The organism is Saccharothrix deserti (assembly GCF_009769385.1).
Classification (GTDB): domain Bacteria; phylum Actinomycetota; class Actinomycetes; order Mycobacteriales; family Pseudonocardiaceae; genus Actinosynnema; species Actinosynnema deserti.
This window is the reverse complement of the sequence record NZ_ML775962.1, coordinates 55,774-76,359: the sequence shown is the minus strand read 5'-3', so window position 1 is coordinate 76,359 and position 20,586 is coordinate 55,774. Positions and strand designations below refer to the sequence as shown.

20 protein-coding genes and 1 pseudogene are annotated in these 20,586 nt (G+C 70.7%); 8 read left to right on the top strand and 13 right to left on the bottom strand.

What is annotated here, in order from left to right; all coding sequences use genetic code 11:
• Positions 1–141: 141 nt before the first annotated feature.
• Positions 142–2,217 (top strand): elongation factor G-like protein EF-G2, encoded by a 2,076-nt coding sequence (locus tag FM051_RS07315; protein ID WP_158842021.1) that lies wholly within the window; start codon positions 142–144, stop codon positions 2,215–2,217.
• An 86-nt stretch (positions 2,218–2,303) separates the two neighbouring features.
• On the opposite strand, the gene FM051_RS07310 is transcribed toward FM051_RS07315, so the two are convergent.
• The gene (locus FM051_RS07310; protein ID WP_238412205.1) at positions 2,304–3,809 is read right to left on the bottom strand and encodes a CoA-acylating methylmalonate-semialdehyde dehydrogenase; all 1,506 of its coding nucleotides are present in this window, start codon (positions 3,807–3,809) and stop codon (positions 2,304–2,306) included.
• The gene (locus tag FM051_RS07305) at positions 3,806–5,080 is read right to left on the bottom strand and encodes an aspartate aminotransferase family protein (protein ID WP_158842019.1); all 1,275 of its coding nucleotides are present in this window, start codon (positions 5,078–5,080) and stop codon (positions 3,806–3,808) included. Before FM051_RS07305 ends, FM051_RS07310 begins: the two co-directional genes overlap by 4 nt.
• A gap of 106 nt (positions 5,081–5,186) precedes the next feature.
• On the opposite strand from FM051_RS07305, the gene FM051_RS07300 reads away from it, so the two are divergent.
• A complete protein-coding gene (locus tag FM051_RS07300) occupies positions 5,187–6,836 on the top strand; it encodes a PucR family transcriptional regulator (protein WP_158842017.1) in 1,650 nt (549 codons plus the stop codon).
• Positions 6,837–6,893: 57 nt separating this feature from the next.
• On the opposite strand, the gene FM051_RS07295 is transcribed toward FM051_RS07300, so the two are convergent.
• Positions 6,894–7,346 (bottom strand): hypothetical protein, encoded by a 453-nt coding sequence (locus FM051_RS07295; protein ID WP_158842016.1) that lies wholly within the window; start codon positions 7,344–7,346, stop codon positions 6,894–6,896.
• Positions 7,347–7,726: 380 nt separating this feature from the next.
• Between FM051_RS07295 and FM051_RS07290 the strand changes: the two genes are divergently transcribed.
• The 5 genes from FM051_RS07290 (at position 7,727) to FM051_RS07270 (ending at position 13,075) form a co-directional block, all read left to right on the top strand.
• A complete protein-coding gene (locus FM051_RS07290; RefSeq protein WP_158842014.1) occupies positions 7,727–9,247 on the top strand; it encodes an NCS1 family nucleobase:cation symporter-1 in 1,521 nt (506 codons plus the stop codon).
• Positions 9,244–10,086, top strand: coding sequence for a nitrilase-related carbon-nitrogen hydrolase (locus FM051_RS07285; RefSeq protein ID WP_158842012.1), 843 nt, complete (start codon positions 9,244–9,246; stop codon positions 10,084–10,086). Before FM051_RS07290 ends, FM051_RS07285 begins: the two co-directional genes overlap by 4 nt.
• Positions 10,083–11,468 (top strand): dihydropyrimidinase, encoded by a 1,386-nt coding sequence (gene hydA, locus FM051_RS07280; RefSeq protein ID WP_158842010.1) that lies wholly within the window; start codon positions 10,083–10,085, stop codon positions 11,466–11,468. The genes FM051_RS07285 and hydA overlap by 4 nt, the downstream gene beginning before the upstream one ends.
• Before the next feature lie 9 nt (positions 11,469–11,477).
• Entirely contained in the window at positions 11,478–12,470 is a 993-nt protein-coding gene (locus FM051_RS07275; RefSeq protein ID WP_158842008.1) for a TIGR03842 family LLM class F420-dependent oxidoreductase, read from the top strand.
• A gap of 86 nt (positions 12,471–12,556) precedes the next feature.
• Complete coding sequence (locus FM051_RS07270) at positions 12,557–13,075, top strand: DUF4240 domain-containing protein (RefSeq protein ID WP_158842006.1); 519 nt, start codon at positions 12,557–12,559, stop codon at positions 13,073–13,075.
• Positions 13,076–13,116: 41 nt separating this feature from the next.
• Here the strand turns inward: FM051_RS07270 and FM051_RS07265 are convergent, their stop codons facing one another.
• Positions 13,117–13,323, bottom strand: coding sequence for a hypothetical protein (locus FM051_RS07265; protein ID WP_158842004.1), 207 nt, complete (start codon positions 13,321–13,323; stop codon positions 13,117–13,119).
• A 53-nt stretch (positions 13,324–13,376) separates the two neighbouring features.
• On the opposite strand from FM051_RS07265, the gene FM051_RS07260 reads away from it, so the two are divergent.
• Positions 13,377–13,751, top strand: a complete 375-nt coding sequence (locus FM051_RS07260) for a PH domain-containing protein (RefSeq protein ID WP_053714859.1) — start codon at positions 13,377–13,379, stop codon at positions 13,749–13,751.
• Positions 13,752–13,783: 32 nt separating this feature from the next.
• On the opposite strand, the gene FM051_RS54450 is transcribed toward FM051_RS07260, so the two are convergent.
• From FM051_RS54450 to FM051_RS07220, 9 genes and pseudogenes are all read right to left on the bottom strand, one after another.
• Positions 13,784–14,248 carry an NUDIX hydrolase gene (locus FM051_RS54450; protein ID WP_476655315.1) on the bottom strand — a complete coding sequence of 155 codons (465 nt, stop codon included), beginning with the start codon at positions 14,246–14,248 and terminating at the stop codon, positions 13,784–13,786.
• Positions 14,249–14,278: 30 nt separating this feature from the next.
• Positions 14,279–14,764: pseudogene (locus FM051_RS54445) on the bottom strand (LemA family protein); the annotation flags it as partial.
• Positions 14,761–15,882 (bottom strand): glycosyltransferase family 4 protein, encoded by a 1,122-nt coding sequence (locus FM051_RS07250; RefSeq protein WP_158842000.1) that lies wholly within the window; start codon positions 15,880–15,882, stop codon positions 14,761–14,763. The pseudogene FM051_RS54445 and the gene FM051_RS07250, both read right to left, overlap by 4 nt.
• The gene (locus FM051_RS07245) at positions 15,879–16,811 is read right to left on the bottom strand and encodes a phosphatidylinositol mannoside acyltransferase (protein ID WP_158841999.1); all 933 of its coding nucleotides are present in this window, start codon (positions 16,809–16,811) and stop codon (positions 15,879–15,881) included. The genes FM051_RS07250 and FM051_RS07245 overlap by 4 nt, the downstream gene beginning before the upstream one ends.
• Positions 16,808–17,416: a phosphatidylinositol phosphate synthase gene (pgsA, locus tag FM051_RS07240; RefSeq protein WP_158841997.1), complete on the bottom strand. Its 609-nt coding sequence runs from the start codon at positions 17,414–17,416 to the stop codon at positions 16,808–16,810. Before pgsA ends, FM051_RS07245 begins: the two co-directional genes overlap by 4 nt.
• Positions 17,417–17,476: 60 nt before the next feature.
• Positions 17,477–18,316 carry a helix-turn-helix domain-containing protein gene (locus tag FM051_RS07235; protein WP_158841995.1) on the bottom strand — a complete coding sequence of 280 codons (840 nt, stop codon included), beginning with the start codon at positions 18,314–18,316 and terminating at the stop codon, positions 17,477–17,479.
• A gap of 198 nt (positions 18,317–18,514) precedes the next feature.
• Positions 18,515–19,225 (bottom strand): anti-sigma factor family protein, encoded by a 711-nt coding sequence (locus FM051_RS07230; RefSeq protein ID WP_158841993.1) that lies wholly within the window; start codon positions 19,223–19,225, stop codon positions 18,515–18,517.
• Positions 19,222–19,731 (bottom strand): sigma-70 family RNA polymerase sigma factor, encoded by a 510-nt coding sequence (locus FM051_RS07225; RefSeq protein ID WP_158842374.1) that lies wholly within the window; start codon positions 19,729–19,731, stop codon positions 19,222–19,224. Before FM051_RS07225 ends, FM051_RS07230 begins: the two co-directional genes overlap by 4 nt.
• Positions 19,732–19,746: 15 nt before the next feature.
• A complete protein-coding gene (locus FM051_RS07220; RefSeq protein WP_158841991.1) occupies positions 19,747–20,586 on the bottom strand; it encodes an enoyl-CoA hydratase-related protein in 840 nt (279 codons plus the stop codon).

Sequence of the window (20,586 nt, the reverse complement as noted above, 5' to 3'; positions counted from 1 at the left end):
GACGGGCCGACACGGTGCCGCGGACCTGGTGACGGACACCGCCCGGGTTCCTCCTGCCGGGTCGGTTGTGACCGCTTGGGGTTGTACCGCGCGCCCCACGGGTGTGAGATCGAACACTAAACACTTGTGGAGGGTGGTCCCATGGGTAGCAAACACTCGGACAACGGCCACTCGGCAGGCGCGGTCGCTGTGGACGACCCGGCCAAGGTCCGCAACGTCGTGCTGGTCGGCCCGTCCGGCTCAGGCAAGACGACGCTCGCCGAGGCCCTGCTCGCCAGCACCGGCGTGCTGACCCGAGCCGGATCGGTCACCGAGGGCAACACGGTGTGCGACCACGACCCCGCCGCGGTCCGCCAGCAGCGGTCGGTCGGTCTCGCGGTGGCGCCGGTCCGACACGGAGACATCAAGATCAACCTGATCGACACACCCGGTTACGCGGACTTCGTCGGCGAGCTGCGGGCCGGCCTGCGCGCGGCGGACGCGGCGCTGTTCGTGGTCAGCGCGGCGGAAGGGGTGGACGCCACCACGGTGGCGTTGTGGGAGGAGTGCGCGATGGTCGGCATGCCGCGCGCGGTCGTGGTCGCGCGCACCGACCACCAGCGCGCCGACGTGCTCACCGAGATCGCTTCCTGCCAGGCGGCCTTCGGCGCCGGGGTTGTCCCGCTCTACCTGCCTTCTCTGGACGAACCCGGCGCCGAAGGCGGCCTGGTCAACCTGCTCACCACCGACGACCCCCGCTACGAGGAGCAGCGCAACGCGCTCATCGAGGGGATCATCGCGGAGAGCGAGGACGAGACCCTGATGGACCGCTACCTCGGTGGCGAGGACATCGACCAGGCGACGCTCATCGAGGACCTGGAGACGGCGGTCGCACGCGGCTCGTTCCACCCGGTGATGCCGGTGTGCGCGATGACCGGCCTCGGCCTGCCCGAACTGCTCGACGGCATCGCCCGCGCGTTCCCCTCTCCCCTGGAACACCCGCTGCCCGACGTGACCGGCGTGGACGGCATACCGCACCCGCGCATCGAGGCCGACCCGGACGGCCCGCTGGTGGCCGAGGTCGTGCGCACCGCCGTCGACTCGTACGTGGGCCGGGTGTCGCTGGTCCGCGTGTTCTCCGGAACGCTGCGCCCGGAACGGCCGGTGCACGTGTCCGGCCACGGCATGGCCGACCGCGGCCACGAGGACCACGACGTCGACGAACGGGTGGCGCACGTCTACTCGCCGTTGGGCGCGAACCTGCGCGAGGTGCCGTACTGCGTGGCGGGCGACCTGTGCGCGCTGACCAAGCTCGGCTCCGCCGAGACCGGCGACACGGTGTCCGCGCCGGAGAAGCCGCTGCTGATGGCGCCGTGGGAGATGCCGGAACCGCTGCTGCCGGTCGCCGTGGTGCCGCGCAGCCGCAGCGACGAGGACAACCTGGCCCGCAACCTGGGCAAACTGGTGGCGGGAGACCCGACGCTGCGGTTGGAGCGCAACGCCGAGACCCACCAGCTGGTGCTGTGGTGCATGGGCGAGGCGCACGCGGACGTCGTGCTGGCCCGGTTGCGCGCGGGTGGCGCGGAGGTCGACACGGAGCCGGTGCGGGTGGCGTTGCGCGAGACGTTCGCGAGCCAGGCCAAGGGCCACGGGCGGCACGTGAAGCAGTCCGGCGGGCACGGCCAGTACGCGGTGTGCGACATCGTGGTCGACCCCCTGCCGCGCGGGTCCGGCTTCGAGTTCGTGGACCGGATCGTCGGCGGCGCGATCCCCAACCAGTTCATCCCGAGCGTCGAGAAGGGCGTGCGGGCCCAGCTCGAACGCGGTCTCCACGGCGGTCACCCGGTGGTGGACATCCGCGTGACGCTCGTCGACGGCAAGGCGCACTCGGTGGACTCGTCGGACGCCGCGTTCCAGACGGCCGGTGCGCTGGCGTTGAAGGACGCCGCCGCCAACGGCAAGACCGTGCTGCTCGAACCGGTGGACGAGGTGATCGTGCGGCTGCCGGACGAACACCTGGGCACCGTGCTCGGCGACCTGTCCGGCCGGCGAGGTCGAGTGCTCGGCACCGAGGCGGACACCGCCGGCTACACGGTGATCCGCGCCGAGGTGCCCGCCACGGAACTGCTCCGGTACGCGGTGGAACTCCGCTCGCTGACCTCGGGCACCGGCACCTACACGCGCCGGTTCAGCCGGTACGACCCACTTCCCCAGGCGCTGGCGGCCCAGGCGAAGTAGCGGTCACCCCGTAGCCGAGGGCCGGGCGATCGGCCCGGCCCTCGGCTCCGGCTCACGTGTTCCGCGGACTCATGTGTTCCGCGGACTCACGTGTTCTGGGGGAAGCCGAGGTTGACGCCGCCGTGCGACGGGTCCAGCCACCGGCCGGTGATCACCTTCGTGCGGGTGAAGAAGTGCACGCCCTCGGGGCCGTACGCGTGCGAGTCGCCGAACAGCGAGTCCTTCCACCCGCCGAACGAGTAGTACGCGACCGGCACCGGGATGGGCACGTTCACGCCCACCATGCCGACCTCGACCTCGTTCTGGAACCGCCGCGCCGCGCCGCCGTCGTTGGTGAAGATCGCGGTGCCGTTGCCGTAGGGGTTGGCGTTGACCAGGTCCAGCGCGTCGTCGTACGTCGACACCCGCAGCACCGACAGCACCGGCCCGAAGATCTCGTCCCGGTAGATCGACATGTCCGTGCCGACGTGGTCGAACAGGGTCGGCCCGAGCCAGAACCCCTCGGTGGCACCGTCGATTGCATGAGATCGACCGTCTACGACCAACGAAGCGCCTTCGGCCGGTCCATTGTCTACATAAGACAGCACACGATCGCGGTGCGCGCCCGTCACGAGCGGGCCCATCTCGCAGCCCGGACGGCGGCCGTCACCGACGTGCAGCTTCTGTATGCGGTCGACGATCTTCGACACCAGCTCGTCGCCGACCGGGTCCACCGCGACCACGACCGAGATGGCCATGCACCGCTCGCCCGCCGAGCCGAACCCGGCCGACACCGCCGCGTCCGCCGCCAGGTCCAGGTCCGCGTCCGGCAGCACCACCATGTGGTTCTTCGCGCCGCCCAACGCCTGCACGCGCTTGCCGTGCCGGGTGCCGGTCTCGTAGACGTACCGCGCGATCGGCGTCGACCCCACGAACGACACCGCCTTCACGTCCGGGTGTTCGAGGATCCGGTCGACCGCCACCTTGTCGCCGTGCACGACGTTCAGCACACCGTCCGGCAACCCGGCCTCGGCGAACAGCTCCGCGATGAAGTTCGCCGCCGACGGGTCCTTCTCCGACGGCTTGAGCACCACCGCGTTGCCGCACGCGATCGCGTTGGGCACGAACCACAGCGGCACCATCGCGGGGAAGTTGAACGGCGAGATCACACCGACCACGCCCAGCGGCTGCTGGATCGAGTACACGTCGACCTTGGTGGACGCGTTCTCGCTGAACCCGCCCTTGAGCAGGTGCGGGATGCCGCACGCGAACTCCACGGCCTCCAGCGCGCGCTGCACCTCCCCCGCCGCGTCCGACAAGACCTTGCCGTGCTCGGCGGTGACGATCGCGGCCAGCTCACCCTTGCGGGCGTTCAGCAGCTCGCGGAACGCGAACATCACGGTGGAGCGCTGCGCCAGCGACGCGTTGCGCCACGACGCCGCCGCCGACCGGGCCGCCGCCACCGCCTCGTCCACAGTGGACTCGTCGGCGAAGTCGACCCGTGCGGCCACCTGCCCCGTCGCCGGGTCGTACACGTCGCCGGAGCGCGCGCTGTCGCCGTTCCACGGCTTTCCGTTGATCCGGTGGGTGATCTTTCCGGGTGAGATGCTCACAGCACGTCCTTCAGGATGCCCAGCGCCTCTTCGACCTCGTCCTCGGTCAACGTCATCGGGGGCGCGATCCGGATGACGTTGCCGTACAGACCGCCCTTGCCCACCAGCAGCCCGCGTTCCCGCGCGCCCTCCAGCACCGCGACCGCCTTCGCCGGGTCCGGCGCGCCGTCCGCGCCGACCAGTTCGACGCCGATCATCAGGCCCTTGCCGCGCACGTCGCCCACCGCGGGCCGGTTCGCCGCGATCTCGCGCAGCCCGTCGACGAGCCGGGCGCCGAGCTTCGCGGCGTTGGCCTGGAGGTCGTGGTCGAGCAGGTAGTTCAGGGTGGCCAGGGCGCCCGTAGTGGCGATCGGGTTGCCGCCGAACGTGGACAGCGAGTTGGCCGTGATGCAGTCCATCAGGTCACCGCGCGCGACCACGCCGCCGATCGCCAGACCGTTGCCGAGGCCCTTCGCGAACGTCATCGCGTCCGGCGTGACGCCGTGCGCCTGGATGCCCCAGAAGTGCTCACCGGTGCGGCCCCAACCGGTCTGCACCTCGTCCGAGATGAACAGGATGCCGTACTCGTCCAGCACTTCCTTGAACGCGCCGAACATCCCGTCCGGCGGCGACGAGAACCCGCCGACGCCCTGGATCGGCTCGGCGATCATGCACGCCACGTCGCCCGCGGTCGTCGTCTCGATCACCTCGCGCAGGTCCGCCACGCACGCCTTGACGTAGTCGGCGTCGGAGAGGTCCTTGAACGGGCTGCGGTACCGGTAGCCGCCCTGCACGAAGCTGACCTTCACCGGGCTGAGGGAGGACGCCGACCAGCCGCGGTTGCCGGTGATCGCGACGGTGGCGAACGCGCGGCCGTGGTAGGAGTTGCGCAGCGCGAGGACCTGGTCGCTGCGGCGGAACTGGGTGGCCAGCATGAGCGCCGTCTCGTTGGCCTCGGTGCCGGAGTTGGTGAAGAACACCTTGGCGTCCGGGATGCCGGACAGCTCGGCGATCTTCTCGGCCAGCTCGACCTGCGAGCGGATCAGGTAGAGCGTGGAGCTGTGCAGCACGCCGGTGTCGAGCTGGGACCGGATCGCGTCGGAGATTTCGGCCACGTCGTAGCCGATCGCGTTGGTCAGGATGCCCGCGAAGAAGTCCAGGTAGGTGCGGCCTTCACGGTCCGTGACGCGGCGTCCGCTCGCGCTCGCCAGCTCGATCGGCTGGTCGTAGTAGAGGGCGATCCAGTCGGGCATCACCGCGCGGTGCCGGGCCAGCAACTCCTCGTGTCCCATCGCGTCCTCCGGTCGTAGGTCCCTCCGGATGAGTCTGGTCGGCGGTGCGGTGGGCCGCCATGGACAACCTGTACCCCTTTCGGGCTCCAGGCATTACGTTGTGTCCATGTACCCCACGGTCGCCGAAGCGCTCGCCCTGCCGGTGGTCCGGCGCGGCAAGCCCGCCGTGGTCGCGGGCGCGTCCGGGATGGGACGTCGGGTGCGGTGGGTGCACGTCGCCGAGGTCGCCGACATCGCGCACCTGCTGCGCGGCGGCGAGCTGGTGCTGACCACCGGCATCGCGCTGCCCGACGACCCGGAGGCGTTGCGGCAGTACGTCGCCGACCTGGCGTCCGTCAGCGCGTCCGGGCTGGTCGTGGAGCTGGTGCGGCGGTGGAGCGACGAGGTGCCGGGCGCACTGGTGGCCGCCGCCGAGCACCACGAGCTGCCGCTGGTCACGTTGGCGCGGGAGACCCGGTTCGTGTCGGTGACCGAGGCCGTGGTGGCGCTGATCGTGGACGCGCAGCTGGCCGAGCTGCGGGCGGCCGAGCAGGTGCACGAGGCGTTCACCGCGTTGACCGTGGCCGGGGCCGAGCCCGCCGAGGTGCTGCGCGAGGTGGCCCGGACCGCCGGGCTGCCGGTGGTGCTGGAGACGTTGGGGCACGAGGTGCTGGCCTACGACGCGGCCGGGCAGGACCCGACCGCGCTGCTCGCCGACTGGGGGCAGCGGTCACGTGCGGTGGTCGTGTCCGAGCGGACCGCGTACCACGAGCAGGCCGGGTGGCTGGTCACGGTGGTCGGCGCGCGTGGCGCGGACTGGGGGCGGCTGGTGCTGCTCACGCCGGAAGCGCCGCCGCACCGGCACGTCGTGGTGGCCGAACGCGCCGCGTCGGCGTTGGCCGTGCACCGGTTGGTGGCGCGGGACCGCGAATCGCTGGAACGGCAGACCCACCGGACGCTGCTCACCCAGCTGCTCGGGCAGCCACCGCACGACCTGCCGGCACGGGCTGCGGCGCTCGGCGTGCCGCTGGAACGGCGGCAGCTGGTCGGGGTGGCGATCCGGCCCGGCACGGCGACCGCGCCCGCGCAGGCGTTGGCCTCGCAGGAGGTGCTGCGGGACCTCGCCGAGGCGACGGCGTTGGCGGCTCGACGGGTGACGGTGCCCGCGCTGGTCGGCGTCGTGGACGACACGAGCGTGCGGGCGTTGCTGTCGCTGCCACCGCAGGCCGGGTTGGACGGTGTGCTGCGGCGGCTGGCGCGGGAGGTGCACCGGAGGGCGGCGGCGACGCCGCACGGGCTGCCCGTGGTGATGGCCGTCGGCACGACCGTGACCACGCTGCCGGACGTGCGGCGGTCGTTGGGCGAGGCGGCGCACGTCGCGGGCGCGGCACTGCGGTCACCGGGAACCCGGCTGTACCACCGGCTGGAAGACGTGCGGCTGCGCGGTCTGCTGCACCTGCTGCGCGACGACGAGCGGGTGCTGGCTTTAGCCGACCGCGAGCTGGGGCCGCTGCTGTCGCGGGACGCCGCCCAGGGCACTCGGCTGCTGGAGCTGCTGCGGTGCTACTGCGAACACGGCGGCAACAAGTCCGCCGCCGCAGCCGCCGCGCACCTCTCGCGGACGGCGTACTACCAGCAGTTGAGCCGGATCGAGCAGGTGCTCGGGGTGTCGTTGGAGGACCCGGAGTCGGTGCTCTCGCTGTACGTGGCGTTGTTGGTGCAGGAGATGGGCGAGCGGGACCCTCAGCTGTCCCGCCCGCCCACGTCCACGACCTAGCCGAGCGTCGGTCGGCGACCTAGCCGAGCGTCGTCGACCAAGCCGAGCATCGACGACCTAGCCGAGCGTCGGCGCCTGCACCGGCAACTGGCCCAGCTCCGGGAGGGCGGGCAACTGCTCGGCGCCCGCGACGGGCGGCTGCAACCCCGGCACCGCCGGGGCCGCGGGCAGGGCACGGGCCTGCGGCGCGAGCGCGTCGCCCACCGCCGGCAGTTCCGGCGTGGCCGGGGCCTTGATGCCGGCGGGTGCCGCCACCTGCGGCGCCCGGACCTCCGGCGCGCTGCCGGGCAGTGGCGCGGGCAGTGGTGCGGGCAGCTTCACCGCCTGACCGTTGAGCAGGTCGGTGGCGGGCTTGGCGGCGTCCACGACCTCGGGGGCATTGCCGATCTTGCCGTCCACGATGTCGGTGGGGGCCTCGGCGGCACTCGCGGCGGACGCGAGCAGCGGAGTGGTACCGACGGCGAGCAGGGCGGCGGCACGCAGGAGTCCGCGCGTGCGGTTTCCGGACACGGTTTTCCTAACCTGGTTGGGGACCTGCAAGTTGACCCCCATGGCATCGACCGGAACCGAACACTTCCGTAGCCGCTCGATCAGGTGACTGACGCTCCGTATCCCCACACCACCCGATCGAGTGAGGGTTGAGGGGGTAGGGGAAGGAGTGGGGGCACGTTGGATTTGCCGGCCTCGTCGGTCGAGGGGTGGTTGGAGCCGCGCGGACCTGGGCGGAGTTGGGGTTGGGGTGGCAATTGACAGAGTGTGCCCTGATCATGGGAAGCGTGGACACTTTGCCACTCCCGACGCACGCGGACCGACCGGAGGATGCCGGGATGGAAATCGCGCCGAACTGCCCGCCCCAAGGGCGTTTCACGAGCGTAACAGGGAAGTGACTGATGGTCCTTGACCCCGCCGCCACCCCCGCCGCAACGCAGGTCACAACGACCGATGCCGACGGCCGCGTCGAGCTTCGTGATCACTCCGCCATCGCGGACAGCCCCCACTACAACCCGGACCTGGCGCCGGTGCCGATCGAGCAGCGCACCTGGTCCACGTACAACTTCTTCGCCCTGTGGATGGGCATGGCGCACAACATCCCCAGCTACACGCTCGCCGCGTCCCTGGTGGCGTTGGGGATGGACTGGGTGCAGGCGTTCCTGACCATCACCCTGGGCAACCTCATCGTGCTGGTCCCGATGCTGCTCAACAGCCACGCGGGCACGAAGTACGGCATCCCGTTCCCGGTGTTCGCCCGTGCGTTCTACGGGGTGCGCGGCGCGAACCTGGTGGCGTTGCTCCGCGCGTTCATCGCGTGCGCGTGGTTCGGCATCCAGACGTGGGTGGGCGGCAAGGCGCTGCACGTGATCGTCGGCCGGTTGGCCGGTGACGGGTGGGTCGACGCCCCCGTCGTGCTGGGCCAGGTCTGGACGCTGTGGCTGTGCTTCCTGGGTTTCTGGGTGGTGCAGATGCTGATCATCTGGCGCGGGATGGACGCCATCCGCCGGTTCGAGAACTGGACCGCGCCGCTGGTCAGCGTCGGTTTCCTGGTCCTGCTCGGGTACGTCGCGGTCAAGGCGGGCGGGTTCGGCCCGATCCTGTCCGAGCCGTCGAAGCTCGGCTGGGGCGCGGACTTCTGGAAGGTGTTCTTCCCGTCGCTGATGGGCATGATCGCGTTCTGGTCGACGCTGTCGCTGAACATGCCGGACTTCACCCGGTTCGGCGGCAGCCAGCGCAAGCAGGTCGTCGGCCAGATCCTCGGCCTGCCGACCACGATGTCGTTCATCGCGATCGTGGCGATCCTGACGACGTCCGGCGCGATGGCGCTGTACGGCGAGGCGATCTGGGACCCGGCGGAGTTGGCGAGCCGGTTCGACAGCACCGCCGTGGTGCTGGTGGCCCTGGTGGCGCTGGTGTTGGCGACGGTCTCGGCGAACCTCGCGGCGAACGTGGTGAGCCCGTCGTACGACTTCTCCAACGCGTTCCCGAAGAAGATCACGTTCGCGGTGGGCGGTCTGATCACCGGTGTGATCGGTATCGTGATCCAGCCGTGGCGGCTGATCTCCGACCCGGGCATCTACATCTTCGCCTGGCTCGGTTTCTACGGCGGCCTGCTGGCGTCCGTGGCCGGCGTGTTCATCGCCGGGTACTGGATCCTCAGCCGGACCAGGCTGGAGCTGTCGGACCTGTACATGTCCGGAAAGGGCGCGTACTGGTTCAAGGCGGGGTGGAACTGGCGTGCGGTGGTGGCGACGCTGGTCGGCTCCGTGCTCGCCGTGGGCGGCGCGTACAACGGGCCGTTCCCGGCCGACGGGCTGATCCCGCTCCTCAAACCGCTCTACGACTACAACTGGGTCGTCGGCCTGGTCGGCGGCATGCTCGTCTACCTGGCGCTGACGCCACGGAAGGAGAACGCGTGAGCAACATCGTCCGAGCAGGTCTGGTGCAGCAGAAGTGGACCGGCGACAAGGAGTCGATGATCGCGAACGCGGTCGAGGCGGTCCGCTCCGCCGCGTCGCAGGGCGCACAGGTCGTGTGCCTCCAGGAGTTGTTCTACGGGCCGTACTTCTGCCAGGTGCAGGACGCGGACTACTACTCCTACACCGAGGGCATCCCCGACGGTCCGACCACCGACCTGATGTGCGAGTTGGCCGAGCAGCTGGGTGTCGTGCTCGTCGTGCCGATGTACGAGGAGGAGCAGCCGGGGATCTACTACAACACCGCCGCGGTGATCGACGCGGACGGCACGTACCTCGGCAAGCACCGCAAGAACCACATCCCGCAGGTGAAGGGGTTCTGGGAGAAGTTCTACTTCAAGCCCGGCAACCTCGGCTACCCGGTGTTCGACACCGCGGTGGGCAAGGTGGGCGTCTACATCTGCTACGAGCGGCACTTCCCGGAGGGCTGGCGCGCGCTCGGGCTGAACGGCGCGCAGATCGTCTTCAACCCGTCGGCGACGAGCCGCGGCCTGTCGGAGTACCTGTGGCGGCTGGAGCAGACCGCGGCGGCCGTGGCGAACGAGTACTACGTCGGCACGATCAACCGCGTCGGCGTGGAACCGTTGGGTGACAACGATTTCTACGGCCAGTCGTACTTCGCCGACCCGCGCGGTCAGCTGGTGGGCGAGGCGGCCTCCGACACGGAGGAGGAGGTCGTCGTCCGCGATCTGGACATGGAGCTGCTGGCCGAGGTCCGCAACCTGTGGCAGTTCTACCGCGACCGCCGTCCCGACACGTACGAATCGCTGGTGAAGCCATGACCATCCTGATCAAGGGCGGCACGGTCGTGAACGCGACCGGCGCCGTCGTAGCCGACGTGCTGGTGGACGGCGAGAAGATCGCCGCCCTGCTGGCGCCCGGTTTCCCGCTCGATGCCGACGAGGTCATCGACGCGAGCGGCAAGTACGTCATCCCCGGTGGCATCGACGCGCACACCCACATGGAGATGCCGTTCGGCGGCACGTTCTCCGCCGACAGCTTCGAGACCGGCACGATCGCGGCGGCGTGGGGCGGCACCACCACGATCATCGACTTCGCCGTGCAGGTGAAGGGCACCTCCTTGCTGTCCACACTGGACAAGTGGCACGGCAAGGCGGACGGCAACTGCGCCGTCGACTACGGGTTCCACATGATCGTCTCCGACGTCAACGACACGTCGTTGAAGGAGATGGAGTCCTGCATCGACGCGGGCGTGAACACGTTCAAGATGTTCATGGCCTACCCCGGCGTCTTCTACGCCACCGACGGCGAGATCCTGCGCGCCATGCAGAAGGCGCGGGAGACCGGCGCGACGATCATGATGCACGCGGAGAACGGCATCGCGATCGACCAGCTGGTGGCGCAGGCGTTGGCGCAGGGCCGCACGGATCCCGTCGAACACGGTCTGACCAGGCCCGCCGAGCTGGAGGGCGAGGCCACGTCCCGCGCGATCACGCTGGCCAAGGTCACCGGGTCGCCGCTCTACATCGTGCACCTGTCCGCCGCGCAGGCGTTGGACGCGGTGACGAAGGCGCGCGACACCGGGCAGAACGTGTTCGCCGAGACGTGCCCGCAGTACCTGTACCTGTCGCTGGAGGACTTGGCGAAGCCGGACTTCGAGGGCTCGAAGTACGTCGCCTCTCCCCCGCTGCGGCCCAAGGAGCACCAGTCGGAGCTGTGGCGCGGTCTGCGCACCAACGACCTGTCGGTGGTGTCGACCGACCACTGCCCGTTCTGCTTCAAGGACCAGAAGGAGATGGGTCGCGGGGACTTCTCCAAGATCCCCAACGGGATGCCGGGCGTCGAGCACCGGATGGACCTGCTGCACCAGGGTGTGGTGAAGGGCGAGATCACGCTGGAGCGGTGGGTGGAGATCTGCTCCACCACGCCCGCGCGGATGTTCGGCCTGCACCCGCGCAAGGGGATCGTCGCACCGGGCGCGGACGCGGACCTCGTGGTGTACGACCCGTCGGCGCAACAGGTCATCTCCGCGGCCACGCACCACATGAACGTCGACTACTCGGCGTACGAGGGCATGGAGATCACCGGCAAGGTCGACACGGTGCTCTCGCGCGGCCGGGTGGTCGTGGACTCCGGTGGTTTCCGCGGTGCGACCGGGCACGGGAAGTTCCTGTCCCGCGAGCTGAACCAGTACCTGGTGTAGGAGGCGGACATGGACTTCGGTGTAGTGCTCCAGACCGACCCGCCCGCGCGGGACGTGGTCGCGGGGATGAAGGCGGCGGAGGACAACGGCTTCCGGTACGGCTGGACGTTCGACTCGGTCGTGCTCTGGCAGGAGCCGTTCGTCATCTACTCGCAGGTGCTGGCGGCGACTCGGGAGTTGGTCGTCGGGCCGATGGTGACCAACCCGAGCACCCGGGACTGGTCGGTGACCGCGTCGCTGTTCGCGACGTTGAACGACATGTTCGGCAACCGAACGGTGTGCGGTATCGGGCGCGGCGACTCGGCGCGGCGGGTGATCGGGCAGAAGCCGGCGTCGCTGGCGACCCTTGGTCAGGCCATGACGGTGATCAAGGAGTTGGCCGAGGGGCGCGAGGTCGAGCACCACGGCACGCCGGTGCGCATCCCGTGGGTGCGCGACGGCAAGCTGGAGATGTGGATGGCCGCGTACGGGCCCAAGGCGTTGAAGATGGTCGGTGAGCAGGCGGACGGGTTCATCCTGCAGACCGCCGACCCGGACATCGCGCGGTGGACGATCGGGTCGGTGCGGGAGGCGGCGGTGGCCGCGGGCCGCGACCCGTCGGCCATCACGATGTGCGTGGCCGCGCCCGCGTACGTGGGCACGGACGTGGCGCACCAGCGGGATCAGCTGCGCTGGTTCGGCGGGATGGTCGGCAACCACGTGGCGGACCTGGTCGCGCGGTACGGCGATTCGGGTGCGGTGCCGGCGGCGCTGACGGAGTACATCAAGGACCGCGAGGGCTACGACTACTCCCACCACGGCAAGGCGGGCAACCGGTCGACGGACTTCGTGCCGGACTCGATCGTGGACCGGTTCTGCCTGGTCGGCCCGGCGTCCGCGCACGTGGACCGGTTGCAGGAGCTGCGGGAGATCGGCGTGGACAACTTCGCGCTCTACCTGATGCACGACGACAAGGACAAGACGCTCGCGTCCTACGGCCACGAGGTGATCGGCCGGGTGTGACCCGATCGGGGGGTGTTTCGACCAGGTCCGCGCACCCCCCGACCTCGGCCGCCGGAATTGTCGGACCCGGTTGCTAGCGTCGCCGCATGATCCTTCCGACCGCTGCTGAAGAGGCCCGTTTCTGGGCGTTGTTGGAGAACGCGTGGGCCGGGCTCGGGCCGGGGCCGAACGAGGTGCGGCGCGCGTTGGCCAAGCGCGATGTGTCCGTAGAGGCCTTCGAAGAGGCCGCCGAACTGGAGGAACACCTCGACCAGGTGCTGGAGTCGTTGGCCGGGGCGTGCGCGGACCTGTCCGGCGAGGAGCTGACGGCGCTGGACCGGGTGGCCGAGCGCAAGCTGTACGAGATCGACCGGGAGGATGTGCAGGCGGTGACCGACGGCTCGGACGACGGCTTCCTGTACGCCCGCGGGTTCATCCTCGCCCTGGGGCAGGAGTTCTACGAGGCCGTGGCCCGTGATCCGCGGGTGGCGGTGCCGGACGCGGAGGGTGCGGCGTTCTGCTACTTCTTCGCCCGCCTGCACGCCGAGAAGTTCGGGGATCGCCCGGATACGGGGTCGGGGATCTCCCGGGAATCGGTGTCGAACCCGGCGGGCTGGAAGGCCTGACCTCGTCCGGGGCGCGGTGAGGCCACGCCCCGGACGTCACCTCACGGTGCCGGTGGGTTGCGGAAAGCCTTGCTGTCGCATTCCGGGATGAACGTGTCGCGGCAGACGTAGATCGTGATCCACCGGATGTTGTCGATGTCGCCGGCGTGCACGTCGGACCAGTAGGTCGAGGTGTTGCAGCCGGAGTTCATCGTGCGCTCCTGGCCGGTCCGATCGCAGTTGACCGGGGTGCCGCCGACCAGTGTCAACCTCGGGGGCAACCCTGACGCGGACCGGTGCGCCCGGTGCTACCGTCGAACGCGTGATCGACTTCGAGAAGCAGTCCGTCTTCAAGCTGGCGCCGTGCCGGCCCGAGGACATCGCGTCGCAGGTGTCGCCGATCCTGATCCAGGGCGAGCAGATCGTGTCGAGCTTCAAGACGGTGCGGGACTTCGTGGTGTTCACCAACAAGCGGGTGATCGCGGTGAACGTCCAGGGCATGACCGGCCGCAAGAAGGACTTCACGTCGCTGCCCTACAGCCGGGTGCAGGCGTTCTCGATCGAGACGGCGGGCACGTTCGACATGGACGCCGAGCTCGACCTGTGGTTCAGCGGCCTGGGCCAGGTGCGGCTGGAGTTCAAGGGGCACGCGGACGTGCGGTTGCTGGGTCAGATGATCGCGACGTTCATCCTCTAGCCGTCAGGTCGAGCGCCTGCTCGTGAACCCGCTCACCGCACCGAACGGGTCGTGCCGTCCCACTCGGCCAGCGCGCCGGGCAGCACCTCGGCCAACTGCACCGGGTACACGGTGGCGTCGGTGGACGCCAGTTCCTCCGCCGACCACCACCGGTGGCGGCGGATGGTTTGCTGCTCGATGTCGTTGAACCGCGAGGTGTCCAACTCCAGGCCGGCGGCCACCCGCGCGACGAAGAACCACTCGGTCGCCGCCAGGGTCACGCCGTCGAAGGTGACCACGGCGTGCCGCTTCCACACCGGACCGACCAGGTCGTCGGCGGCGATCTCCGCGCCGGTCTCCTCGAACACCTCACGCACCGCCGCCGCCCGGAGCTCCTCCCCCGGCTCGACGCCGCCGCCGACGGTGAACCAGAACAGCTCGTCCGGCTTGCTCGGGTCGAAGCCCTCGAACATGAGCACGCGGTTCTCGGAGTCCAGCAGCACGACCCGCGCCGCCACGCGCTGGGTCAACGTGGACGACTCGACGTCCACCTCCGGCTCGGCGATCTCGAAGTACGACGGCGTGGGCGCGGTGCCCGCGAGCCGCAGCCACCGCACGGACCGCCGCCGGCGCAGCGCCAACGTGTCGCGCACGGCGTCGTTGTGCACCCGCCGTGCCAGCACCACCCGCTGCTCGGCGTCGGACAGCTCGGCCGCCAGCGCGGGCTCCAGCACCGACCGGTCCAGCCCTTCCAGCAACGCCGAGAGCCGGTTCTCCGCCGCCTCCCGGTCGCCCCGGGCCGACCGTTCCGCCCGGTCCGCCGCCGCACGCAGCTCGGGCTTGCCGCACACCGCCGCGACCGCCCGCGTCACCACCGCGCGCCGTGCCAGGGCCGCGTCGAGAGCCGCCCAGGCCGCGTCCGTGCGCACGTGCAGCCGGTCCAGCCGGTTGGCCGTGCCGAGCGTCCACGGCCCGATCAGCACCGCCAACCCCAACAGCACCAGGAACGTCGTCGCGACGCCGGAACTGGTCACGCCTCACCCACCTGGCGCGGGTCGGCCGCCATGGCGCTCTCGTAGACCCGCAGCACCTGCGCCGCCACCACCGACCAGTCGAACATCATCACCCGCTGCCGCGCCGCGTCCACGTAGTCCGCCCGCCGCGTCGGGTCGGTCAGCAGGTCGCGCAGCGCCGTCGCCAACCCGGCCGGGTCGCCAACCGGGGTCAGCACCCCGGCCTTGCCGTCGTCCAGCACGCGCCGGAACGCGTCCAGGTCGCTCGACACCACCACGGCCCCCGCCGACATCGCCTCGGTGAGGATGATGCCGAAGCTCTCACCGCCGGTGTTGGGCGCGCAGTAGACGTCCACGCTGCGCAGGGCGCGCGCTTTCGTCTCGTCGTCCACCATGCCGAGGAAGTCCATCCGCGACGCCAGCTCCGGCCCCGCCTGCTTGCGCAGCTCCTCTTCGTCACCGCGCCCGACCACCAGCAGCCGCACGTCCGGCAGGTCCAGCGCGCGGAACGCGTCGAGCAGCACCGGCATGCCCTTGCGCGGCTCGGTGAACCGGCCGACGAACCCGACCGTGCCGCCGGGGCGCGGGTAGCCGTCCAGCGGCGCCGCGTCGGCGAAGAACCCGACGTCCACCCCGTTGGGGATCTCCACCGCGTCACCGCCCAGGTGCTCGACCTGCACCCGCCTGGCCAGCGCGGACACCGCGATGCGGGCGGTGATCTTCTCCAGGAACGGCTGGAGCACCACCTGGAACGCCGACAGCATCTTCGAGCGCGGCGTGGAGGTGTGGAAGGTGGCCACGATCGGCCCGTCCGCCACCATCAGCGCCAGCATCGACAGCGACGGCGCGGTGGGCTCGTGCAGGTGCAGCACGTCGAAGTCGTGTTCGGCGATCCACCGCCGGACCCGGGTGAACGACACCGGTCCGAACGACAGCCGCGCCACCGACCCGTTGTACGGGATGCCGACCGCGCGGCCGGCGGACGTGACGAACTCCGGCACCGGCGTGTCGTCGTCCGCGGGCGCCAGCACCTCCACCTCGTGCCCGAGGCCGCGCAGGGCGCGCGCCAGGTCGACCACGTGTGCCTGCACGCCTCCGGGTACCTCGAAGGAGTACGGGCAGACGATGCCGACCTTCACGCTGTTTCCCCTCGGCGGGCCAGCACCCGGCGCAGCGCCTTCTGCCTGCTCTCCGGCAGGTCGGCCACCCACAGCTGCTGCATCATGTGCCAGTCGGTGGGGTGGGCGGCGATGTCGGCGGCGAACACGTCGGCCACCTGCTGGGTCGCGGTCGCCACGCCCGCCGTGCCGGGGACCCGGATCGGCGGGTGCAGCCGGATGACCCAGCCGTCCTCGGTGAACCACAGGCCGGCCGGGATCAGCGCCGCGCCGGTGGTCGCGGCCAGGTGCGCGGGACCGGCGGGCATCATCGTGCGCTCGCCGAAGAACGTGACCGGCACGCCGCCCGCGGTGAGGTCGCGGTCGGCCAGCAGGCAGACGACCTTGTTGGCGCGCAGCCGTTCGGCGAGCACGACCGCCGGGTTGCGGTCGCCGCCGGTCAGCGGCACCACCTCGAAGCCGAGGCTTTCCCGGAACGCGATGAACCGCCGGTAGAGCGATTCGGGCTTGAGCCGTTCGGCGACGGTGGTGAACGTGCCGCAGTGCCCGACCAGCCAGACGCCCGCCATGTCCCAGTTGCCGCAGTGCGGCAGCGCGATGACGGCGCCGCGGCCCTCGGCCAGTGCCGCGTCCAGGTTCTCGACGCCGGTCATCGTGCGGTCGAGCTCGGTGTAGGCGGCCTTGAGGTCGAGCGACGGCATCCGGAACGCCTCGCGCCAGTACCGCGCGTACGAGCGCACCGCCAGCCGGACCAGCTCGTCCAGCTCCGCCTCGCCGGCCTGCGGCACGACCCGGCGCAGGTTCTCCCGCAGCTGCCGGACGCCGCCGCCACCGCGTTTCGCGGCCCGGTCGGCGACCAGGTCGAACAGGCTCCGCGCCGGCTTCTCCGGCAGCAACCGCACCAGGCGCCAACCGGCCGCGTAGGCGAGGTCGGCCAGCCGTTCCTTCACGTCCCGAGCTCCTTCGCGGCGCGGCGCACGGCCAGGATGCGCTGCACGACGGTGATCGTCACCAGCGCCGCCAGCAGGTACAGCGCCACCGGCAGGATGTAGGGCACGCCGAGCCCGTGCAGGCCGACGCCGACCAGCGCGACGATGAACCGGTCGGCGCGTTCGGCCAGCCCGACGTCGGCGGAGAGCCCGGACGCCTCGGCGCGCGCCTTCACGTACGACGTGACCTGCGCGCCGACCAGCGACACCAGGGTCGCGGCGGCCAGCCCGTGCTCGTCCGCGCCGAACGCCCACCAGGCGACGGCGGCGAACAGCGCGCCGTCGGCGATGCGGTCGCAGCTCGCGTCCAGCACGGCGCCGAACTTCGTGCCGCCGCCCTGCGCGCGCGCCATCGCGCCGTCGATCAGGTCGAACAGCACGAACACGGTGACCAGCGCCGCGCCGGTGAACAGCTGCCCGCGTGGGATGAACCACAGCGACGCGGCGACGGAGCCGACGGTGCCCAGCACCGTGACGGTGTTCGGGGTGAGGCCGCGGCGCAGCAGCCACGCCCCGATCGGATCGGTGACGCGCGAAACCGACGCGCGGGCGAAGATGTTCAGCATGGGGTGGCGAGGCACCTACCGACGGGGACGAAGTGGTCCCCGGCAGCCTAACCGCCCAGCTCAGCCGAGCTTGCGGTGGTCCCTGGAGATCTGCTCCAGCAGGTCCTCCAGCGCGTCGCCGCGCACCGCCAGCCGTTCGAGCCTGCCGAACAGCGCCAGGTACTCGCGCACGTCGTGCGGGTCGGTGATGGTCGCGTTGCCGGTCAGCACGCTCAACGTCACCACGCGCTCGTCGTACACCTGGAACCCGTGCAGCGCCACCAGGTTCGCGTCCGCCGTCCACGGCACGACGCCGAGCTGCACATTGGGTCTTCGCATGATCTGCGCGAGGTGGTCGATCTGCTCGCACATCAGGTCGGCGGACCCCATGCGCCAGCGCAACGCGCTCTCCGCGAGCAGGAACACGAACCGCTTGCCCAGGTCGTCCATGCGGGCGCGGCGGGTGCGCAGGGTGGCGATCGCGGTGTCCTGCTCGTGCGGGGGTGTCGTGTTGAGCACTACGCGCAGGTAGTTCTCGCTCTGCAGCAGCGCGGGCACACCCGCGTTCTGGAAGAAGCGGCTGGTAGTGGCACGGGCCTCGATACGGGCCACGGTCTGCTGGTGCCGGTGGGCCCCCCGGTGCAACACCACGCGGCGGGTCTCCGCCTCGGCGTGCAACTGTCGGGCCAACTCGACCAGCTCGACCCTGGTCTCCCTGGTCGCGGACAACTCGGCGACCAGGCGCTCCACGTCGGTCACGGATGGGAGGAGCATGCCGTTCTCTATCTTCGACAGCTTGGACTGGCTCATCCCGGTAGCGCGCGCCGTGGCCGTGCCGGTCATCTTGGCCTCGGTGCGCAGCCTTCGTAACTCGCGCGAGAGCCGTTCTCGGGCCAGCCGCGAACGCTCAGGTGCGGTCATGCAACGCACCGTATCGACGCTCACTCTTCTTGACGATCGGCCAGGAAGGTGTCTAAACCCCGTCCACACGCCCGAGCGGGTGATCTCGAACACGATTCGGACACATATGTGAACGCCTGTGCAGCCAGCGGTACACCTGCGTCTGCAGCAGGTCCAAGCCCTGCGGGTGGGTTGGGAAAGCGCCATCCGGGAGGTGGGTCAGAAGCCGACCCGCAAGATCACCAGGTCGTCCGGGAGCAACCTGATCTCGACACCGGTGATGTCGGACCGTTGCAATTCGGTCGTCGCGATGGGCCGGGTGGTGGAACCGGGTCCCGCGGTCCAGGTCGCGACGCGCACCGAGGCGCCGTCGGTCGTGACCACGTTCAGGCCGTAGGCGAGTACGGGCGGCGCCTTGCCGCCGGGCGGCACGCCGTAGGAGCACCGCACGTCGATCCGGGTGCCCCACGGCTCCTCCAGCAGTTGGACGCTGGCCGTCACCGGGCTGGGCACGGTCTGGTGCATCGTCACGTCGGGCACGGGCGGTGCCACGCTGGAGTCGGCCGACGTGTCGGAGGCGGGCAGCCGCACGGCCAGCGCGACCGCCGCCCCCAACAACGCCGCGCCGACGAGGGCCGCGGCCACCCACAGCCGGGCACGCCGACGTCTGGACCGCTCGACCGCGACCAGACCGGCCAGCACCGCGGCGGGCGGCTCCTCGTCGTCCGCCGGGGGTTCCAGCAGGTCGAGCGCGCGGTCACGCGGCACCGCCGAGAGGATGCCGGGGACGCCCGCGAGGGACGCCACGTCACCCGAGCACTCGGGGCACCCGACCAGGTGCCCCTCGAACTCACGCCGTTCGCCGGGCGACAGCGAACCGAGGACGTACGCGGCACCCCAGTCCCGGTACGGATCGACTGGCGAGCTCAACGTCCGGTGACCCCTTTCTCCTCCAGCGCCAGCCGCAGCGCCCGCAGACCGTAGTGCAGCCGGGACTTCACGGTTCCCTCCGGCAGGTCCAGTGCGGCGGCCAGCTCGGCGACGGACTGGCCCATGTAATACGCACGCACGATCACGGTGCGGTGTTCCGGCGTCAACTGGGTGAGCACGTCGGCCACCAGCCAGGCGTCCAGGGCCGAGTCGCTCGGGTCGGAGCGGGCCCGTTCGGGCAACCGCTCCGACCCGATCTCCCAGCGTGCGCGGGCACTGCGGCGCTCGTCGATGACCACGTTACGTGCCACCGTGTAGAGCCACGCACGAGCCGCCGCCGCCCCCTGTTCCAGCACCTTCGGATTGCGCCACGCGCGCAGCAGCGCTTCCTGCACGACATCGCGGGACAGCTCGTCGTCCCCGGTCAGCCGGCGCACGTACCGCCACAGCGCAGGCGCGTGCTCGTCGTGGAGAGCGCGCAGCAAGGCAATGTGACTGTCGTTGATGGCGCACCTCCTCGGCTAGTCGTGGAGCAGCGGTTCCCGGGTCTCTCCCAGAAGAGTCGAACCCCGGAGGGTCGAACTCGGAAAGGCGGGCCTGCGCTTGGCGAGGAAGGCCGCGGTCCCCTCGCGCATGTCGTCGGTGGTGAACGCCTCGCGGAACGCGTCGAGTTCGACGGCCAGCCCGGCGGCGACGGTCGTGCCACCGGACGCGTTCACCGCGGCCTTGGCCAGCGACACCGCCGTCGCCGAGTTGCCCGCGATGCGGCGCAGCACCGCGCGTGCGGCGGTCAGCATCTCATCGCGGTCCTCGAACAAGGCGTTGACGAGGCCGAGCCGCTGCGCCTCCGGCGCGTCGACGTGCCGGCCGGTGTAGATCAGCTCGCGGGCGACCGCGGGTCCGACCAGGCGTTGGAGCCGGACGCAGCCGCCGAAGCCGGGGATGAGGCCGAGCACGACCTCCGGCTGGCCGAACACCGAACGCCGGGTGGCGTAGGCGAAATCGCAGGCGAGCACCATCTCGCAGCCGCCGCCGAGCGCGTAGCCGTCCACGCACGCCACGACCGGGCACGGCACCTCCTCCAGCAGCCGGGTGACCCGCTGCCCCAGCATCCCGAACCGCTCGCCTTCGGCCGGTGTCATCGCGGCCATCTCGCGGATGTCGGCGCCCGCGATGAACGCGGGACCGGGCGCCCCGGTGAGGATGATGCCGGCCGGGGCGGGGCCCACCAGCACAGTGGACAGGAAGTGTTCGAGTTCGCCGAGGACCTGGCCGGACAACGCGTTGCGCGCCGGTGGTCGGGACACGGTGACCGTCGTGACGCCGTCTTGTTCTTCGATGAGCAAGGTCGAGTAGTCCAC